Source organism: Paenibacillus marinisediminis (assembly GCF_054343325.1).
Genome location: NZ_JBTGUH010000002.1, coordinates 203042 through 224482 on the forward strand (window position 1 = coordinate 203042; position 21441 = coordinate 224482).

14 protein-coding genes are annotated in these 21441 nt (G+C 46.1%); 7 read left to right on the forward strand and 7 right to left on the reverse strand.

Features of this window, described 5'->3' with window-relative positions:
• Positions 1-228: 228 nt before the first annotated feature.
• Positions 229-1080, forward strand: coding sequence for a DUF2785 domain-containing protein (locus ACXX53_RS06765; protein ID WP_458567869.1), 852 nt, complete (start codon positions 229-231; stop codon positions 1078-1080).
• Positions 1081-1153: 73 nt separating this feature from the next.
• On the opposite strand, the gene ACXX53_RS06770 is transcribed toward ACXX53_RS06765, so the two are convergent.
• The 7 genes from ACXX53_RS06770 to ACXX53_RS06800 form a co-directional block, all read right to left on the reverse strand.
• A complete protein-coding gene (locus ACXX53_RS06770; RefSeq protein ID WP_458567870.1) occupies positions 1154-1741 on the reverse strand; it encodes a DUF1273 domain-containing protein in 588 nt (195 codons plus the stop codon).
• 179 nt (positions 1742-1920) lie between these two features.
• On the reverse strand, positions 1921-2625 hold the full coding sequence (locus ACXX53_RS06775; RefSeq protein ID WP_458567871.1) for a peptidylprolyl isomerase: 705 nt from the start codon (positions 2623-2625) through the stop codon (positions 1921-1923).
• Between the two features lie 300 nt (positions 2626-2925).
• Entirely contained in the window at positions 2926-4623 is a 1698-nt protein-coding gene (locus ACXX53_RS06780) for a DUF2339 domain-containing protein (protein WP_458567872.1), read from the reverse strand.
• Between the two features lie 215 nt (positions 4624-4838).
• Positions 4839-6713, reverse strand: a complete 1875-nt coding sequence (locus ACXX53_RS06785; protein WP_458567873.1) for an Ig-like domain-containing protein — start codon at positions 6711-6713, stop codon at positions 4839-4841.
• Between the two features lie 16 nt (positions 6714-6729).
• Positions 6730-8844: a hypothetical protein gene (locus ACXX53_RS06790; protein ID WP_458567874.1), complete on the reverse strand. Its 2115-nt coding sequence runs from the start codon at positions 8842-8844 to the stop codon at positions 6730-6732.
• A gap of 36 nt (positions 8845-8880) precedes the next feature.
• Positions 8881-9261 (reverse strand): RidA family protein, encoded by a 381-nt coding sequence (locus ACXX53_RS06795; protein WP_458567875.1) that lies wholly within the window; start codon positions 9259-9261, stop codon positions 8881-8883.
• Positions 9262-9388: 127 nt separating this feature from the next.
• Positions 9389-10768 carry an extracellular solute-binding protein gene (locus tag ACXX53_RS06800; RefSeq protein WP_458567876.1) on the reverse strand — a complete coding sequence of 460 codons (1380 nt, stop codon included), beginning with the start codon at positions 10766-10768 and terminating at the stop codon, positions 9389-9391.
• A gap of 367 nt (positions 10769-11135) precedes the next feature.
• Here ACXX53_RS06800 and ACXX53_RS06805 point away from each other — a divergent pair, with 367 nt between their 5' ends.
• Genes ACXX53_RS06805 through ACXX53_RS06830 form a run of 6 tightly spaced genes read left to right on the forward strand, consistent with a single transcriptional unit; the run spans position 11136 to position 21440 of the window.
• Positions 11136-12263 (forward strand): ABC transporter ATP-binding protein, encoded by a 1128-nt coding sequence (locus ACXX53_RS06805; RefSeq protein ID WP_458567877.1) that lies wholly within the window; start codon positions 11136-11138, stop codon positions 12261-12263.
• Entirely contained in the window at positions 12263-15250 is a 2988-nt protein-coding gene (locus ACXX53_RS06810; RefSeq protein WP_458567878.1) for an extracellular solute-binding protein, read from the forward strand. Before ACXX53_RS06805 ends, ACXX53_RS06810 begins: the two co-directional genes overlap by 1 nt.
• 3 nt (positions 15251-15253) lie before the next feature.
• Entirely contained in the window at positions 15254-16261 is a 1008-nt protein-coding gene (locus ACXX53_RS06815) for a carbohydrate ABC transporter permease (protein WP_458567879.1), read from the forward strand.
• Positions 16262-17119, forward strand: a complete 858-nt coding sequence (locus ACXX53_RS06820) for a carbohydrate ABC transporter permease (protein ID WP_458567880.1) — start codon at positions 16262-16264, stop codon at positions 17117-17119. It begins immediately after the preceding gene.
• A gap of 18 nt (positions 17120-17137) precedes the next feature.
• Positions 17138-19165 carry a YIP1 family protein gene (locus ACXX53_RS06825; RefSeq protein ID WP_458567881.1) on the forward strand — a complete coding sequence of 676 codons (2028 nt, stop codon included), beginning with the start codon at positions 17138-17140 and terminating at the stop codon, positions 19163-19165.
• Positions 19158-21440, forward strand: coding sequence for a DUF5696 domain-containing protein (locus tag ACXX53_RS06830; protein WP_458567882.1), 2283 nt, complete (start codon positions 19158-19160; stop codon positions 21438-21440). Before ACXX53_RS06825 ends, ACXX53_RS06830 begins: the two co-directional genes overlap by 8 nt.
• The last annotated feature ends 1 nt before the right edge of the window (position 21441 follow it).

A 21441-nucleotide genomic window follows, 5' to 3' on the forward strand; every position in this document is an offset into this window, starting at 1 on the left:
GAACATATTGAAATGAGGAAGAATGTTGTTAATGCAGTTAATTTATTACGATGTGAACAACCTTTGAGACTCTAGCAACAAATAGATAGGGGAAGTGAAGAATCTTCTGATAGGATAAGAAAACCTGCATTCTTAAGGTAACATATAATGCATTATGTAAACAATCGTTCAAGGATAATGTTTTGCCGCAAAGAGCTAGATTAACGACGATGTAAAGGGGATTGACAAATGATCGATACAAGGACGAAATGTATACAGGACCTACAAAGAATACAGAAGGAGCATTACACCCTTCGCGAGGGTGAGCATGTTCAGGATTTCTTAACTCTGATGCTGCAATATATCGGCGATCCTCAACCGGAATTGCGGGATGATCTTATCTATCCGACATTCTATGAATGGATTCATGAGAAGGATATGTTTACTGAAGCGGAGCTGCGAAGCCTTCTTACTGTTCTAACCGATGGACAGCATTTGTTATATCATATTGGAAGCGAGGGAGACCAGACTGTATTTACTAGGACGTTCTCAATCCTGCCAATAGCTTTGATTGTGCGGCGTCACAGGTTAAAGCCGTTTCTGGACTTCGCTGATTTCCAGCATGTGAAGGATTCAATACTCCGCTATTATAAAGAGGAGAAGGATCTTCGCGGTTATTTGCCCGAAGGAGGCTGGGCTCATAGTGCAGCCCACGGAGCGGATGTATTGAATGAGCTGGTTCAGTGCTCAGAGAGCGATGCAGAGATGCAGCGTGAGGTTCTTGCCGCGATCAAGGGGATGCTGCATAACGGAATACATATATTTAACGATGAGGAAGATGAGCGGATCGCTACCATCGTTGATACGATGATGATCACAGGCTCGCTTCCTCAGCAGGAGATTGCGGACTGGATCAGTTGCTTAGCGCGATACGATTCCCAGACAAATAACCGCGCTCAGGTGATTGCCCGAGTGAACAGCAAGACCTTTCTGCGCTGTCTTTATTTCAGAAGGGGACAGGTAAGTCGAGAGACTTGTATCGCTAATGCCATCCTTGCTACAGAGACCAAATTGAACAAGTTTGCGATAAGCAAGTATTGATTTCGCTCATCTCAAAATTAATAGTTCCATGCGATAGTCGTGAGGTGTTGGAGTACTCTTGGTCAAATGATAATTACTGGGTGCTCCAATCCTCATTCTTGGCGTCATCATACTGCATCCAGTCTTCTTCGATCGATGCTGCTTGGATCTCATCTGCTCCGATACAATAGTAGGCATATCCTTCTTCCTCATGCTTCTTAAGCGCGTGTTCCTTCACATACTTAGGACTCGCTTCCCCAGCATCTTCATCATAGACAAGCAGGATACCATCCGTTTTACGAAATAACAGCTCGTCGCGAGCGATAAACTGCCATTTGCCTTGATAGGGTTGATTGCTGACTGCTGCATAGTAATCTAAGCTGCCTACAATCTGCTGAAAATACGCTTTCTTATCTTCATTCCATTGCTCCTCAGGATTGCGGAAGGCGGATAGGATAGAGCACCTCAACTGCGGATACTGAGCCTTCAGTGAGATTGCTGCCTCACATGCCCAGAGATCAACACCGTATTGGCCAGGGGTAATAATCCATTCCAAACCTTCATCCAGAAGCGGGATCAACCTTGCAGTAATGGCCTTCTTGATATATTCAATTCCTTTATGTTTGCTGCCATATATGCCGAGCTCATGCGCGCGATAGCCAGTAATCAGCAAATTCTTCAATCTTAGGTGCCTCCTTGCATGAAAATATCATCATCCTGTGACATCATCATACCTCGTTTTGGTGCTGGGGTCACGTCGACTCTTGACAGCTCCAAGAAGTAACAAAACGGCAGACCGAGGAAGTTGAATTCCTCATCTGCCGTTCAGATAACGGTTTACTACTGTATAGAAATATGAAGCTATTTTTGAGTTGTTGGTTCCGGGTATTCTTTGCCAAGGGTATCAACAGTAACTTTTTTCATCACTGGAGGTGTAGTAGGGCGATCACTACTGTCTCGATCCAACGCTACGATCTCATCAACGACTTCCATGCCTTCCGTTACCTTGCCGAAGGAAGCATACTGGCCGTCCAAATGTGGAGAGTCTTCCGTCATGATAAAGAATTGAGAACCGGCTGTGTCCGGGAATTGAGTTCTAGCCATAGATAATACACCGCGTGTATGCTTCAGATCGTTCTGAAATCCGTTACTGGTGAATTCACCTGCGATAGAATAATCCGGGCCGCCAGCGCCAGTGCCTTCAGGGTCTCCGCCCTGAATCATAAAGCCAGGGATTACACGGTGGAATATAGTTCCGTCGTAGAAGCCTTTATTTGCGAGCGAAATAAAGTTATTGACGGTGTTAGGTGCGACTTCTGGGTACAGCTCGGCCTTGATCTGCTTGCCGTTGTCCATCTCAATCGTAACAATTGGATGACTTGCATTCGGATCAGGTACATTCAATTTAGAATCAGTGTCGGTTGTATTCTGATTGCTTGCGCTGCCATTCGTGGAATCAGAAGCAGTTCCATTGCTTTCTTTGTTCTTATCTCCACAACCAGTTACCACCAACATTAATGTTAGTACGACAACAAGTATGGAAAGAGTACTCTTGCGATGTTTCATGTGGTGTTCCTCCCAAAGTGTAATTCTAGAGTTCCATGAGTTGTATCTTACCACATGTCGAACACTGTCGAGAAGCGAATGGAGAAGGAATCCATTCAATTTAAAGATAAAAAATTCTTAATGTAGGATCGTGAGCATATAGAAGATTCATAATTATGTATACGGAATTTGCATTATGTAAACTACCATGCAGCAACCAAGGTGACATTTTACAATAGACTCAAATAAAAAACTCCTCTCGTACACATATGAAATCATGCATAGTAGAGGAGTTTATATAGGGGTATTAACTAACTACAGCTAATCTTTGGTGTTCGGCTTATACAGAAAACGTGATACAGTTATGCCTATCGTCCCAAGACCGATGAACAGAACAGCGCGTATGGCCGTTGAGACATCGGGAAGATCAATCAGTATGACTTTCGCCAATGTTAGGAATAAGAATAACAAGCCTGCCATCCGTACTTTCTTTCGGTCTGCTGCTACACCATATACCGTGACTGATATCGCAAAGGCAACCCAAACAGTGGACAAGAGCAGGTGTTGAAGATCATAGGACAGCGATTCAGTCAACACATTCGTAATCTGTGTAAGGAAGAGCAAGAGCAGAAACGCGTTCCCCCATGCAATTATTCGAGCAAGAGAATGCTTAGCTATCGTATAGATCCATGTTAAAGTTGACATCAACACGATCCAGCTAAGAGATTCTACAGACAACACTTTCTCTATAGGCGTGCTAATAACGATGAATGCGCCAATAACGTAGATGATCGTTCCACTGACTTTCTGATTTGTTCCTTCATATTTATTGCTTATATATAGAACAAGTGCACCGAGTAACAGGTAGGAAGATGCTCGGTAATCGAAATGGACGATATCAAGCAGCCAGAGAAACCAGCCGAATGCAGCCAAGCTCATATAGATGTCTATCTGCTTCTTCTGGGTGAAGCGCCAAATGGACGTAACAGTGTATAGGATCGCAGCACAACTAATAACAATCGTATACACACCCGATATAAAGCCAACATTCAACACGTAGATCCAGCCCATCGTGATGAAGAAGCTAGTCAATAGAGTACCAGGGTGTTTAACGATCGCGCTGTTCAATGATGACTTCAGCGAGATCAGATAGATAATGAGATGCTGTAAGATAACAGCTGATGTAATGGCGATGCGTGCATCCTGACCAGAATAAGACACCATCATAAGGAATAACGGGAAGTGAAGTAAAAAGAAAGCAGTGTAATAGGATCCACTGAATGAGTAATAGTGGGAGAGTATGATCATGGTGATGGAGAATATGACTTCAAACATAACAGGTACCCATATATTGATATCGGACGAATCGATAATAAATGGGATTAAGTATCCTGCAGCCATGCTAATAAACATCAAGGATTCAGAATGATAGCGTATGGAGGTGTATACACCTAACGCGATAGAGCATCCATATGCGAGAAAGGCGAACCAATACGGGATAAGCCCATAAAGCATATGAGCTGCTGATACGGACAAGATGAATACACTTATGGATCCGCCAAGCAATACTTGTCCTAATGCCAGCCTATTTGCTTGCATCTGGCGCCAGCCGAACCAGTACATGATCGCAGCAGCAGCAACTCCCAAGAGGCAGCGAGTTGATTCTGTAATGATGCCGGCACTGACGGCTGCCGTAAAGCCCCACAGAACACCAATCAGCAGAACGAACATAAAGATTCTTGGAAGCCATACTCGAGTGAGCAGCACTTCCCAGTCAATCGATTTCTGTTCCATCTGTGGAAAGAAGGCAGGTGGATGTTCAGGTTGAGCTTGCTGGTGCGATTTAGACGGCTGCGTGCTTGCTATTGGTTCACGTTTTGTTGCAAGGTCTTCCATCGGTACAACGGTTGATGAAGCCGTAAGTGACTGTAATTGATCCTGCATCAGTGCTAGTTCCAGCTCCAACTTTCGTACCTTTAACTCAAGTATTTCGATACGGACTTGTTGTTCGTTCGACAATCGTGCACCTCCACATCAAATTCCAGTTTATAGACAATACTATAACATATGGAAGTTGAACCATTAAGCTATTTTTAAAGGTTAATTAATCTGATATGTTATTGAAAATAGCAGAATGTCGCACAATTGACTAGTAATCAGCCAACTCTGCGACATTCCTAGGTACATCATCATAGCCGTTCCCGGCGTTATTTGCCGCTAAACTACAAAAGTAATTAGTTTCCTTTTGGAACCGTTACTGTCGCAGTAGCCGTTGAGGTCAGTCCCGCATTATCAGTTACCGTATACGTTATCAAATATATACGGCCATTTCCGCTTCCTGATCGCTCTGCCCGCAGCATAAACGAAGTATCAGGCGTTCCATACTCAGCGTCTTGAATATCGTCATTCGTATTTCCATCATTAACGCCATTATCGTCTTCATTGCTGGTGATCGAGGTTAACTCGAATGAGGAGATGCCTGATATAAGGTCACTGTGCGTTATTGTAGCTTTAATAGGCACCATCTTATGATTCGGCTGCGACAATACGGTTTTGTCCAGGCTTAATCCGATCGTTGGAGCGGTTTTATCGATCTTAAGCTGAATGAATTGGGAAGCCTCTACATAACCTGCGCTATCAATGCCGCGATACTCTACAGTATGAACACCTTCCTCAGCTACGGTAAACGGAGAATTGTACACCATCCAATCTCCGTCATTGATACGGTATTCTGTCTTGTTCACACTTAACATATCACCGTAGGTGGCCATGGTTACGGTGACGTCAGATGTATACCACCCGTTATTGCCATTAGGTGATGTCGGATTCAGTATAACGTTCGTCTTAGGGCCTGCCGTGATCACCAGATCAATCGTTGAAGTCGCGGTACCGCCGGATGGATCGGAGACGATCACTTGGAATTGATCTTTACCGACATAATCTTGATTCGGCGTATAAGTCCATTTGCCGTCACTAGTCACATGAACCGAACCGTGAGAAGGAGCGGCTCCCAAGGAATAGGTTAGCGGATCTCCATCCGCATCTGTACCCAGAACGATACCGCTGGCTGGTGTATTCATCAAAGTGGTGTAGGTCGCATCGGTTACGGTAGGCGGTTCATTTTCTTGTAACAGTGAGCCTTTAATGTACGCTATGCGAAGATCTTCCGCGTCATAACGCAGTTCAAACCAACTGTTGACATGCTGGTACAACGCGTCAATCTCCGCTGCATTCATATGATCTAGATTCGAAATATGGCTTCCTTTTGCTTGACCTTCGGCTATTAATGGTTGTAGATAACGAGTATAGAAATTCTCATCATCCACATTGCCATTATGCCAGGTTGTGCTTAATTGAGCGGCTGTCGCGTTAAATTTATTCCAGGCTTTGCGAATGATATTTTTCTGAATAGCCATACGCTGATCTGTGGTCGGCGCCTGAAAATCAAGGGTGTTGAATCTTCCTACTTGATGCACACGTCCTCCCCAAGTAGGAGAGAAGCCAGAAGGGCCCCAACGGATCATACTGAACATCCAGTCCTCGCCATTAAGCGGTACATAGTCATAGTAAGTCTCCCAAGGAATCGTGATGACAGTGCCCCATCCCGTAGGGAGCTCTTCATTAACTACGGTCACATTGCCTTTGAGAGGGCGGTTGTTGCGATACTCCGTTTGCCATTCGTAATATTCGATCGGGCTGTCATTGGTAGGCACAATCATCTGGTGGTAGGGAAGATCCTCAAGCCCAGTTTGCAAGAAGAACTCTATTGAACTGTTCTTCAATATGCCGTTACTTTCTCTTTCCGGCTCGTTGGACTGGAAGAAAATGTTGATCCCATCATCGTTGTAAACGATATAGAATCCGGTATCGCGATTACCGCCAGGCGCGATCGGGGTTTCTACCCAATATTGGACGAACCGGTTTTCCTTATAGTTCGGATTATTGAAATAACTGCTGTTATACCAGTCCGATGGTGTTGCCAAATGCTCGGTCGTATATTTCACTTGGTAAACCAGCTTATTCACGTTCTGCGCCGCAGAAGCGCTCGGCATACCTGAAAAGATGAGCGGGAACGTTAGCATCAGCAGGCATCGCAATGTCTTTTTCACCAAGAATATCTCCTCCTTATTCCGCTTGGGCTAGGTTGAGCATCTTCATAATATGCTGGATCATTTCATATCGGATCAGATCCGAATTGGTCGAGCGCTCATCCGTTTCATCCAGCCATGTCAAAGCTTTGGTTGCAGCAGCGATGCGAGCCGCATCACCGGAAGCGAGCGCGTCTTGCGCGACCTGCTTGAGCTTAGTCGCATAACGGATATCGTCGATGCCTTCGCGGAATCCTTCCCAAGCAATCGTGTCGATTATATCCGTACGCGTCGGATAAACGAAGTTGAAGGCGCGGAACGTAGCATCTATGTACTCGCCCCATACGTTGACGTCTTGGCTCTCGAAGAACCAGATGTAGTTGAAGGTCGCATCGTAATTCGCTTTATACAGCCACATGCCGTGACGCTGGCGCATGAGATCCGGGTTCTCCGGTCCTGAGTGCGGGTAAGCGTAGTTCGTGATTAACTTATCGCTGCCCAGCGCATGCCAGGAGTCCGCTTTCTCACGAGTCGGTTCTCCGGCCCAGTCAATATATTCCTCCGTGATCGGAAGCTCTAAGTGTGACGCATTGCCCGTCGCGAACACTTTCGCGCCTATGTCTTCCTTAATATACTTCCAAAGAGGCTGCTGCCATAGCAATCGATTCCATTCTGCTTCATCCCAGCCGTCGAAGTATATGTTGGTATGGCCGACTGCTGCCGAGACGGCATTGAACGTCTGTCGAATGTAGTCCTTCGCAGGCTCCAGCGTTGCCAAATATGCGTTGTACTTGCTCTCCATCGCAGCTCGATTCGCATCCGTCGGATTCGCTTCATAGGCTCGCTTCGCAATTAAATAACTGCTCCATATGCTATAGTATTCATTCGAAGTAAACGCTGGCCCTACGCCAAAGAGCGGGTTCAAATCCAAACCTGCTTGCTCCATCAGTTCAAGCTGGCGGAGAAAGATCTGAGGGCGGTTGACTTCAAATGGCATGTTGGGCGGCAGGTTCAATACGTTATGCTCCGCTAGATTGCGATAGTGGTTCATCAGTGTCTGTTCCGCAAGTGCTGTATTTCCACCGTTCGCGTTCAATGCGTTCTTAAGTGTGGAGCCATGCATCATCATGACGTAGAAGTCTTTATTGAGATCATAATTGGTCTTCGGATCAGGCAGCTCGAACGGCAGGACATGAATGCTGAGTGTCAACTGTCCGGCAGGAGCTCCGTTAGCTGTTACATCAATCGTTCCTGAGTAAACTCCTTGGGGAGTACCGCTTGGCACTTTCGTTGTGATCCACATCTGTTTCGATTGTCCTTGCTTCAGCGCGATCGGCAGCAATACCGGGCTGTCTTCAACCGGTTGAGTCCAACGATTGAAAGGCTTAGGGGGACTTCCCGACATGTCTACATATTGTGATCCTGTTGGATAATCGACTCTCAGAAAATTTTTATGCTGAACATCGTCCGCCAAGACCAGATTCTCATCATGCAGAAGGAGTTCGGGTGTAAGTACATCCTTAGTGTCGTCAAAGAAATAACTTTGCCAAGCCGTTCCACCTTGGTACCAGGTCTTCACCACGTGCATGTCTACAGAACTTGCTGGGATCGTGCCGCCGCTTCCTTGAAGATCGTGGATCGTAAAAGTGACGGAGTTAACATCGCTTAGCGGAGCGAGTACGAACGAAGCAGCCTCGAATTCACCCTGTGCGGATATAATCTTCAGCTGGTCGCTTACTTTACCATCCTCAGGTAGGGTATCTGGCAGTCGCATTTCTGGACTAAGCGCTGCTGCTGAATATACAATGAAAGGTGTGTTGGCCCAGAGCTGAGCGGAGCCGCTGTCATTCGTATCATTCACCAGCTTCAGAGCGTACTTTAATGCCTTGTCGGTTGCCTGACCTTGCACATTGGAAATCTCCGCAGCACTCAACACGGAATTGGCTTGATCGCGTACACTTTCTAGAAACTGTTTCAATAGCGGACGGTTTATCGCTGCGATAGAGGAGTTGAGTATATTTACTTGAGCGGATAGTTCGCTTTCCGACCAGGTTTCACCTGCGGCATGAACCGCCGCAGGCAATCCGATCGAAGTTAGCATCATCAGCATCGTGCAGATCGTGATAGCAGCCAATAATAGGCGCTTTCGCATCATTTAACCTCCCAAAAACCTAATCGTTCGTCGCGGTTATCGTTCCTTTCTCAGCGTGGCAATCACATCAATCTCAACGAGCAGGTCAAAATTCAATTCGCAATAAATGAGAGTACGAGCAGGAAATGGCTGGGGGAGAAGTTTGGAGTAGATTTGATTAAATGGCTCATAATGGTTTCGGTCTGTTAAGAAGACATTGACTTTAACGATATCCTGCAGGCCCAAGCCGGATTGAGACAGAATACGTTCAATATTGCGAACAGTCGCAACGGTCTGCTCCTCAAGGTCACCCGACACAATCTCTCCCGTTACTGGATCCAGGCCGGCTTGACCTGATACAAACAGCAGCGTTTCCGATTGTGAAGTGTTAGAGAAAGGGGGGGCATCTGTTCCATACTTCGGTATATTATCGCTCAACACGTATGTTCCTCTCCAATCCTGATTCAATAATGAACGAGCAGTAAAAGAGAAGGAGAGGCTGCCTGAGATAAGCACAACAGCCTCATTCTCTCTCCGTGGTCCTAATTGTTGTCGAAACTGAAACTTACCACCCTAGTTGCGCGCGGGCCGCAGCCGCATTTTTATTATATTTTTCAACGAACGGAGCAATCTCGTTAAAGTCTCCTCCTTTAACAAGCGCGGTATTAACTCTACCAATAACACCATCCATTAAATACTGAAACTCCGTAATTGCAGAGTCTCTTGAGAAGACAGGCATATTGGCGTTCATCTTGATGGCTTCCACATTTTTACCTTTCCATACCTCAACTTGATCATAATAGCTGTCTAATTCCGGAGTTCTCACGAATGCGCCGGATCCATTTTCAATCATGACCTTCTGTGCTTCATCACTGAACAAGAAGCTAATATACATAAAGGCTTCTTCTTTATGCTTGGATGCTTTCGGAATTGCGATTGCCCCAGCTTGATGAACAGTAGCTTGAGTAACCTTTCCTTTCGGCATTGGGAGGACATCCCACTCGAACTTCGCGTTCTCTTTCAGGCCTGGCAAGTACCAGTCTGCTCCGATCATGAATAAGAAATTGCCTTTATAGAATGCGCCATCCTGATCAAAGCCCAACGATTTAGCTTCTTCTGGAGTTGGCTGGATGTGCCATTTGGTTATTAACTCTTGTGCCCACTTCAAATCTGCAATTACACCAGGTGTGTTCACTAAATTTGTAGTCATATCTTCACTCATCAAACGATAGTTTGCAGCATTGCCGTTCGCGATAGGCATGATCATCGCTATATCGCCAGCCACGCCGATTCCGCCCCATTCGTTTGCGCTAGGGTTTGTCGCTTTTTTAGCCATTTCGAGAAATTGATCATAAGTCCAATCGTTTGATGGCATCTCTTGACCGGATTTCTTCAGCAAGTCTTTGTTGACAACTACCCACATCGGAATATCGGAGTATGGGATTGTATATTGCTTACCTCCAACTTGAAACGCTTCCAAGAATCCTGGAACTGTTTTTGCATTTTTAATTCTCTCGTCCTTCTGAACATAAGGAGTTAGTTCTTCCAATAGGTCGCCGCTCATCCATTCGACTAAGCCGTTGTCCAGGAATAAGAGGTCTGATTCTTCACCAGCGACTATATTTTTAATGATTCCGCCATTAATCTTCGTAACAGGCTCAATGGTGATCCATGGATACATCTCATGGAACTTATCGAACAAGGCTTGGTTAGGTCCGACAAACCAAGTGTGCAGCTTCAAAGTTACCGGATCTTTCTTCTCGGGCTCAGGAGTAGGAGTTGGAGTAGGTGCAGGATCTGTTTTCTTCTCTTCGGTTTTGGCAGGCGGATTATCAGTGTTGTTCGTTGCGGTATTGCCACCGCCTCCGGAACAGGCCGTTAAGACGAGTAAGAAGGTGAGTACGACGAGCAATGAACTCCGCAGCTTGAACTTGCGTGATTTCATTCGAATTCCCCCTAAGAAATAAAATAGATTCAAGTACATGCAAAGCATGGGATTCTGTTTCCTTCTGGGACGTCTGAGCATATAGGACTTCTGTGAGTCCTGTCATCATCCTCCTTATGGAATAGTTGGCACCCTGAATGTCATGACTATAAAATGTATTAGGTGGGATAAAGTGGTTGTAGTTCTTGAGACGATTTTAACACGTTTGATTTTCATGTCAACAAACTTTATTCACATATACTAAAAATATTTTAATTATATTCACGTACATGAAATGATTTTATATTTACGATGATTATTTTATTTGCTATGATTATCCTAAATATGGGAATGCGGAAAATTTCTCGGTTCATGGGGGTATCGATCTATGGCAAACGTAGAGTTCAACCACGTGTACAAATACTACAAAGGAGAAAATAATCCTTCAGTTCATGATTTTCATTTATCCATTGATGATGGTGAATTTCTCGTCATGGTCGGACCTTCCGGATGCGGTAAGTCAACTACGCTGCGTATGTTAGCGGGCTTGGAGGAAGTAACTAGAGGGGATATTTATATTGATGGAAAATTCATTAACTATGTATCTCCAAAAGATCGCGATATTGCGATGGTGTTTCAGAATTATGCCTTATACCCGAACCTGACTGTATACGAAAATATGGCTTTGGGTTTGCAATTGCACAAGGTTGCGAAGCATGACATTGAATTGCGGGTAAATCGCGCGGCCAGAATGCTCGAAATCACACCGTATCTGACCAAGAAGCCGAACCAATTGTCCGGCGGCCAGAAACAGAGGGTAGCACTAGGACGCGCGCTTGTGCGTGAACCGAAAGTATTTTTGATGGATGAGCCGCTCTCGAACCTGGATGCCAAGCTAAGAACACAGACTCGAATGGAAATTAGCAAGCTGCACAAGCAGTTGAACACCACGATGGTATATGTAACGCATGATCAGACAGAAGCGATGACCATGGGAACGAGAATTGTCGTCATGAAAGACGGAAACATTCAACAGGTAGATGCTCCACAGCGATTATATGACTCCCCAGACAACCTATTTGTAGCTGGATTTATCGGCACTCCTCAGATGAACTTTCTTCAAGGAACGATAGAAACTCACGACGGTGACTATTTCTTCGAGAATAAGCGATTGAAGCTGCAGCTCCACGATTCCTACATACAACATATCCAGTCTGCCAAAAGCAATCGGAGAGAGGTGATCCTGGGGATTCGTCCAGAATACGTCGCTTGCGAAGGCTGGGCACTTGATGCATACCCGGAATGGCAAACGTCTGCAAACATCGACATGATCGAGCCGATGGGCTCCAATACGTTCTTATATGCAACTATTGGTGAAGAAACTATAATATCTCGAGCGGAGCCTTATACGCCGATCCAATCTGGCGAAACGGTAAAGCTTGTGATCCGGATGGATAAAGCTCATTTGTTTGATCGTGAAAGCGGTGTATCCTTGGCAGCTCGGGGGGATCGGTGATGACGAGAGTAAGAAATAGGTGGCTTGCCGCAATAGGTCTGCTGCTATTCTGTATCGTCCTGTTTTGGATATGGCGCTCACTGTCCGATAAAGCAGAAGTATTCCCGGAAGTCAATAAGGAAGCGCTTTATAACATATTTAGCAGTTCAGAGAATAAGCAGATGTCCTATATTCAATGGCAAATGAGCGATGACTACAGCAAGTTCATGCCTATACCTGAACGCCAAGCTGACATCGTCCTTCTAGCCAAGGATTATTCTGCTTCAGCAGATCAATCCAATATTGTAGTTCGCCATGATTCGGATAAAGATGCGACTGTTGTAGATTGGAACGATCAAAAGGGTTGGCTGGAATGGAATTTTCATGCACCCGAAGATGGCTTGTATGATCTGACTATCGATTACATGCCGATAAAGAGCAGCTACTCGCCAATCATCCGTGGGATTCAGATCGATGGAGAGTATCCATTCGTCGAGGCGGAACGAATCAAGCTGGATCGCAAGTGGCATGACAGTCAGTATCCATACGAACGCAATGCAATCGGCAATGAAATCCGTCCAATTCAAGCGGAGGTATTGGCTTGGAGTCCGACTCGAGCCTCAGATCATTCGGTATCCGCGGAGCCTCTGCGCTGGGCACTTAAGAAGGGGAATCACACGATCCGTATGATTGGCGTTAAAGAACCTATGTCTCTATATTCACTTACATTGTCAGCGCCAGAACGTGTTCCGACTTATAGCGAGTATGCTGCACAGAATGAGATGAGCGGCAAGATGGAAGATTGGTTTCAACTAATAGAGGCAGAGCAAGTAGAGCAGAAATCATCGGCCAGCATTCGAACACTAAGTGTGTCGGAACCGTTTGTGCAACCTGACCCGAAGGGACATATCGTCTATAACGCGATCGGCGGGGATTCATGGAAGGACGCGGGCGAAACACTAGAGTGGGAGATAACGGTTCCGCAAGCCGGTCGGTATGCAATCGATACGAAATATTTTCAAGGCTACAATGGGCATTCCAGTGTCTATCGAACGATCAAAATAGATGGCAAAGTTCCGTTTCAGGAGATGCTGCATTATCGGTTTGAGCCGAATTCTGAGTTGAATATCAAACCATTGTCAGACGCAGAGGGGAATGCCTATCAATATTATTTGACGGAAGGTACACATCGTCTTAGCATGACTGTCGATACCTCACTCGTTAGTCCTGCCATTCTGGCCTTAAATGCGTTGAATGAAAGAATGACAAAGATAGAATGGGATATACGCACGGTGTCAGGCAATTACGGCTTCGGCTCAGCGCAGAACATGGATTCCAGCCGTGTCTGGGAGATGAGTCGTTATGACCCGGACCTGGAGTCCAAACTGCAGTCTCTGCTCACCGACATGCGGACCGTTCGCGATTATTTGAATTTCTTGAATCAGGCTGAGACCGATTCAACAACAGCGCTAAGTTCTTCTATGAACAAGCTTGAAACTTTGATTGATGATGTGAATAACATTCCGAATAATATAACCGCATTTGAAGATATGAGATCGAGCATTAATACTTGGATCAAACCGATCGAGAGACAGAAGATACAATTGGATTATCTCGTCATTCGTACTCCTGAGACGAAACCAGAATTACCATCGCCGAATGCATGGGATAAAACAGCTTATTCGGTTTCTAACTTCTTCCGCACCTTTGTACAACGCTACGACTCCAACGAACCTCAAGATGACGACGCACTGACGATATGGGTACAGCGCGGACGCGACTACTACGATTTGCTACAGTTCATGATCGAACAGGACTTTACACCCCAGACAGGAATAAAAGTAAACGTTAACCTAATGCCCGACCAGAAGGTACTGCTGATGAGCAGCGCTGCAGGATCTCAACCTGATATTGCGCTGGGAGTAGGGATGGAGACGCCGATTGATTTTGCTATGCGCGGGGCTGCACAGGATCTGTCCGTATTTCCCGACTTTAAAGAAGTAAACAGCAGGTTTAATCCTGGCGTTATGAGATCTTATACATTCGAAGGTGAAACCTACGGCTTGCCTGAAACGCAAAATATGAACATGATGTTTGTTCGGACGGATATACTCGCGGAGCTTGGACTTCAACCACCGGATACTTGGGAAGATGTACTGACCCTTTTGCCAACTCTGCAGGAGCATGGTATGACGTTTATGTATCCGAGGCTGCCGCTTACCAATAGGCCTTTTATGCCGCAAAAGCATGATTTCATCACCGCATTCAGCCAGCAAGGAGCGGAACTGTACACTCCAGACGGCTTGAAGCCCGATCTTGCATCTGCTGCTAGCTTAGACGCCTTCAAGCAATGGACGGATTGGTACACGAAGTACGACCTGCCCAAAGATATTCCGGTGTTCCTCAATCATTTTCGGTCAGGAGATATACCGATCGGAATCGACGATATCAGTACCTATATTCAGCTGACGGTGGCGGCTCCAGAGCTCGCAGGACACTGGAAGATGCTGCCGATGCCAGGAGTCAAGCAGCAGGACGGCACGGTCTCGCGCTGGACCTCGCTCGGAACCACCTCGGCCTTCATGTTGAAGCAAAGCGATAAAAAGGACGAAGCGTGGAAGTTCCTGGAGTGGTGGACATCCGATGAAACGCAAAGCCGATATGCGAATGACATCGAATCGTTCGCGGGAATCGAATATCGATGGCATACAGCTAATTTAACCGCTTTGCAATCGGTTCCTTGGCCGGAAGAGGATCTGTCAGTGTTGAATGAGCAGCTGGTATGGGCTAAGAACATGCCGTTCGTGCCGGGATATTATTTATTCCCGCGTGAAATGGACTTTGCCTGGAACGATGTTGTGTTGAACGGCAAGCCTCCTAAAGAAGCTTTAGAGAAGGCGTATCAATCCTTAACACGAGAGATGACTCGCAAGCAGCTTGAATTCGGCATTACATCTAAAGATGATTTGTCCATTACCCCATACGATAAGCCGTATAGAAGGGAGTAGGCCATGAATACAGCCCCATTGCCTCAAGATGGCACAGCTGAAATCGTGAAAGCGAAGCCAACGTCACCGCGAGCTGTTCAACGCATCAAACAGTTTGCGAATGAATGCTGGAAGAGCCGCATGTCATATTTGTTTCTGGCGCCCTTCATGCTTTGTTTCCTATGCTTCATCCTAATTCCGGTATTTATCGCGGCATTTCTCAGCTTTACGAGCTTTAACGGCATTGAATTCCCGCGATTTATCGGCTTCAGCAATTTCCTAAACCTGCTGACACAGGATATAACATTTATGAAATACACTCTTCCGAATACGTTGAAGTTTGCGGTTATCGTGGGACCTGGAGGATACATTCTCTCTTTTGTATTTGCATGGTTGATCCATCAGCTGCCGAGCCGTATACGTGATGTGTTTACTTTAGCGCTGTACGCTCCCTCTATGGTTGGCGGGGTCGCTCTATCGGTCATATGGATTGCAACCTTCAGCGGTGATCAAGTCGGGTATCTGAACAATGTTCTGATGAGAATTGGATTTATTGATACACCCCAACTATGGCTGCAGGATCCTAAGTATTTAATGTGGGTCATGATCATCGTTTCTTTATGGACCAGTATGGGGGTAGGCTTCTTGGCCATGCTTGGCGGCTTACAAACGGTCAATACCGAGCTGTACGAAGCGGGCAGAATTGATGGAATCAAGAGCAGTCTGCAGGAGGTTTACTATATCACGATTCCCTCCATGAAGCCTCAGATGCTGTTCAGCGCGGTTATGGCGATTGTCGGTACATTGAAAGCTGGCGCCATATCCACCCAGCTGACGGGTCAGACGATTACACCGCAATATGGAGGCCATCTTATTACGAATCACATCGATGATTATGCCTTTCTAAGATACGAATGGGGGTATGCCTCAGCTTTATCTGTCATATTGCTAATTCTGAGTTACTTGCTAATTCTGAGTTACGGCTTGATGAAGCTGAGCTATGCCTTATTCAGAACGAAGGAGGACGAATAGGTGATACGTAAATTCCGCAGGCATGTAACCCTATCCCGAATAGTTCTCATCGTCTTCTTAAGCTGCATCGGTGTATTCATGCTGCTGCCGATCATATTTTTGTTCAATAATGCGTTTAAGCCGTTAAATGAGCTGTTCTTGTTTCCGCCAACGATATTCGTACAACAGCCAACACTGCGCAACTTCGAGCAATTGCTGCTGCATACCGCAGCAGGAGTCGTTCCGTTTACCCGCTATTTGTTCAACAGCATTCTGATTTCCGGTATAACACTCGCAGTGGTTGTGTTGGTCAGTACGATGGCAGGCTATGTGCTGTCGAAGCATCGGTTTCATTTTAAAGGGCTGATTATGGCTCTCATCATGATATCACTTATGTTTGTACCCGAAACGGTCATGATTCCGCGTTATCTGGTGATGAGCGGCATGCACCTTACTGATACTTACTTTGCGCATATTCTGCCGTTCATCGCTTCTCCTGTAGCTGTATTTCTAATGAAGCAGTTCATTGATCAGATTCCGAACGACTTAGTGGAATCCGCTAAGTTGGATGGCGCAACGGATATGACGGTGTTTACACGCATCATTATTCCTTTAACCGCTCCTGCAGTGGCAACGATATGTATTATTACGTTTCAGGCCGTTTACTTGGATACCGAGACTTCTACGCTGTACATGACGAGTGAGACGATGAAGACGATGGCTTATTATGTGACAGCGTTTACGACTAACATTCCAGGTGTTGCAGCTGCCAGCATATCCGCAGCAGTAGGCCTTCTCATGTTCGTACCCAACCTGATCCTATTCCTACTGTTTCAACGGAAAATGATTCAAACGATGCTGCATTCAGGCGTGAAATAAGATGGGGAGGTTAGCATTATGAGGCTTAAAATGAAAATCATGTTGTCATTATGCTTACTATGCTTGTTCTCCCCGTCGATTGCATCTGCGCAAATACCGTATGATACATTCTTCATCGACATCCAAACAGGTCAAGCGATCATGACCCAGCCCCTGTATGCGCCTGATAAGATCATTGACGGAAACAGCATAGGAACGCAGCTTTCCAGTCCTTCCGATATTTTTATCGCGAGCAATGATTACGTGTATATCGCGGATACCGGCAACAACCGAATCGTGGAGCTGGACCCATCCGGCAACTATATACGCAGCATCGGCGAACAGGAGGGCTTAGGCAAATTGAATCAGCCCGAAGGGGTATATGTCGCGGATGACGGCACGATATATGCAGCCAATACAGGCGACCAAACGATCGTGAAGTACAACGCAGACGGAGAAGCCGCGCAAGTATTCGCGAAACCGGAATCTCATCTGCTGTTCAAAGATTATTATTTTCAGCCGACTAAGGTGGTCGTCGATCAGCGCGGCGTGATGTATATCGTCGTGAAGGATACGTACCAAGGGCTGTTTCGGATGAACGCTAAAGGAGAGTTCACCGGATTCTTCGGAGCGAATAAGACTTCGCTTACGTTGATGGATCGTTTCAAACGTTTCATACTTTCGAAGGAACAATTGGCTAAAGAAGCAGCGAAGCGTCCGAATTCGATCGTCAATGCGACTGCTACTCCAGAACACTTTGTTCTGACAGCGACCGCAGGCAAAGACGATGGGCAGATCAAAAAGTTGAATGCCGGCGGCGCGGATGCGCTCAAGAACAAGGACTTCTGGGAAGAGCAATTAATTGACGTAGCTATTGATGAGTCTGGTTTCATGTACGCCATAGACCGAGAGTTCGGCATGATCAGTATTCATGAACCGAACGGGACGACTCTGATCAACTTCAGCCAAGGCAATAAAAATGCGCGTCAGCATGGCATTACGAGCTTTCCAACCAGTATAGCCGTCAACAGCAGCAAGCAGTTATGGGTTGCAGACAGCGCATTGAATATGATCCAAGTGTTCAGCCGAACAAGCTTCGGCGATTCCTTTCTAACGGCAGCTAAGCTGTACTATGACGGTGATTACGAAGCAAGCAAGCCTTATTGGGAAGAAGTGATTCGCGAAAACGGGATGTTGAATATCGCTTATAACGGCCTAGGCAAAGCGGCTCTTCAGAGAGGCGACTATGCTGAAGCGATCGCCTACTTCAAGACATCTCAAGATGCTGTCGGCTATTCTGATGCATTCTGGAATGTCCGCTACGATTGGCTGCAGAAACATTTCATAGTTGCGCTGGTTGTTGCGATCATCCTTGGGTGTGCTCTTATCTATGCAATACGTAGAGGGCTTCAATATGCTCGAACCAGAACATGGCCGAGCAGAGTGCAACGATACAGCACGGAACTTGGGGATGCTGTCTACTTGATCGCACATCCGTATGAAGGCTTTTATCGCATTAAGGAGCGACAGATGTCTTGGTTCGTGGTTATTTTCATTTTAATGATGGCTGCCATCGTTCATGTGTTGTCCTTGTTCGCATCCGGCTTTGTCGTGAATCAATTCGACCTTGCTAGAATCAATATTAAGTTCTCGATCGGCATCATGATTGTTCCGTGGTTAACATGGGTTGTCGCCAATTATCTAGTAAGCGCGATTAAGGGCGGAGAAGGCAGGTTCCGAGAAGTATTCCAAGCGAGCACGTATGCGCTCGTTCCTTACATCGTCATGACGATTCCGATCATTCTACTGACCAATGTCATCGTATTTGAAGAGATGATTGTGGTTGATCTGATGAAGCAGGTGATGTGGATCTGGATTATCTTGCTGTTCTTCGTCATGACGCAGGTTACTCATAACTTTGACTTTATGGAGACGGTGAAGATTGTTCTGATCACATTGTTTACAGTAGCTGTGATCTGGATCTTCTTCACGATCATGACAGGGCTGACGATCAACTTGCTGGACTTTATGAAGCAGCTTTACCAGGAGGTGACCTTCAGTGGCTAATGCAGCGAATGTGGCTAGACGATTATGGCCGAAGAGCGTAACGCTGCGGTTCTTAATAGGGCTTGCGGCAGCTATCTTTATGGTCGCGATAATCATCATGATCGCAAGATGGGATCGGTTACCTAAGCTGGAGGAAATGAGTATAACAGCTCCAACATCCATGCCATTCAAGGTTCAGCAAGACGATGAATGGACACCAACTGATATACAAGCCGATGGCTTTGCGAAGGCAGCGGATAATGAGCGTTATACGCTGCTGCTTGATCCGAAAACGAGTCAGATTGCTGTACGCAACAAAGAGACGGGTTATGTATGGAGAAGCAATCCAACTCCGGAAAGCATCGCACAAGAAACGGTCAAGGGCGCATTGCTCGAGAATCTTCAATCTCCATTTGTGCTGGAATATGTGGCGGAGGGAGAAACAAGAAAGATCTTATCCAATGCGATGGACACGAAGATGAAGGCTAGCTATATTCCGATGGAAGGCGGCATTCAGGTTACCTACACTTATGAGCAGGAAGAGCTGTCGTTCGTCATTCAATATCAATTGACAGATCAAGGTGTTGAAGTGACGGTTCCTGATGAAGGGATCAAGGAAGCGGGACCATTCAAGCTGTATTCGCTTGATATTCTACCATTCTTCGGAGCCGTATCGGGAACGGAGGAGAACGGGTATCTGTTCGTTCCGGACGGCCCTGGAGGCCTTATTCATTATGATTATGAGCGACCAGCGGTCGTTAAAGGATATGAATTCGCTATATACGGAGATGATCCATCGAACTTAAAGGATCACAACATGTGGCCGGTACAACGAGAAGCGATCAGCTACCCGGTATATGGCTTAGTTCGCGGCGATCAAGCTTTCACAGCGATTGTTGAGGAAGGGAAATATACAACAACGGTCAAAGCATCTCCATCAGGGATTGCTGCATCTTATCATTCATTGAGCGCCAGCTTCAAGTATCGTAACGAGTATGGCCGCAGAGTCAGCGGCTTAACGAACGAAGTCGTGAACACCATCCAGAAAGAACGGATGAAGTCAGATCATCGTGTACAATTCCGTTTTCTATCTGGAGAAAATGCGAATTATACAGGGATGGCGAAGGCATACCGCAGCTATATGCTGGAGAACGGCTTGCTTGCAGACACGATGCAGGCAGTGAATGAGATCCCGCTCCAGCTAGCGATTGTCGGCGGAGGAACCAAAGCTAGATTCGGCGGGTACAGCTACGAACCAGCAACGACATTCGAGCAGGCTGGCCAGATGATCGATGACATCATGAAGCAGGGTATCTCCAACATAACCGTTACATACCAAGGCTGGCAGGATAGTGGACGTATGTATTCGGATCAACGGCTGCCCATACAATCGAAGTTGGGAGGAACCGAAGCTGCCAAGACATTTATCGAGAAGATGAATAAGAACGGAATTAACGTACTGTTCGAAGACTTTATCGGTTGGAAGAACGAGGACTATACCCAATTCTCGATCAAGTCGGACGGTGTCCGCAGTATTGATACGACGGTGCTTCAAGAAAAGTACGGTATGATGGGAAATGAAAGCATATTTGGCAGTATGAAAACACGGTTCATCGTGAATCCGATTCTGGCTATTCGGAAGCAAAAGGATGTCATTGATGAGCTGAAGGATATCGGCGTTAACGGAATATTGTACACTGACGGGCCGGGGAACCTTGTCTATACCGACTATCAGACGAATGCGCCACTGACTAGAGCCGATACAGCTTATTATTATAATGCGCTGCTGGATTACACGAAAAAACAGCTAGGATCGGTTGGTGTTGGCCGAGGCCATGATTATTCGCTTAGTCATTCCGATTATGTAGAGGACATCACTTCCGCTCCAAGCTATGACTTTATGGTTGATGAGACGGTGCCGTTCTACCCATTGGTCATTCACGGCTCGATTCCGTATTCGACTGCTCCAGCTAATTTGCGAGAGTCCTACGAAGATGACTTCCTGAGAGCCATTGAGTATGGGGCAGTTCCATACTTCGAATTGACCTATTTGCCTAGCAGAGTACTGAAGGGCACGGACTACGGATATGTGTACAGCAGTGAATATACTGTATGGAAGGATCGCCTGATTGAAGAATATCATCAATTCAATCGGCTGGCATCAGTATACAATCAGCAAATGATCAATCATGAGAAATTGTCTGATAAGGTCTATGTGACAACCTATGCGGATGGAACACAGGTTACGGTGGACTACAATACGAAACAATTCAAAGTGACCGAAGGGGGGAAATAGG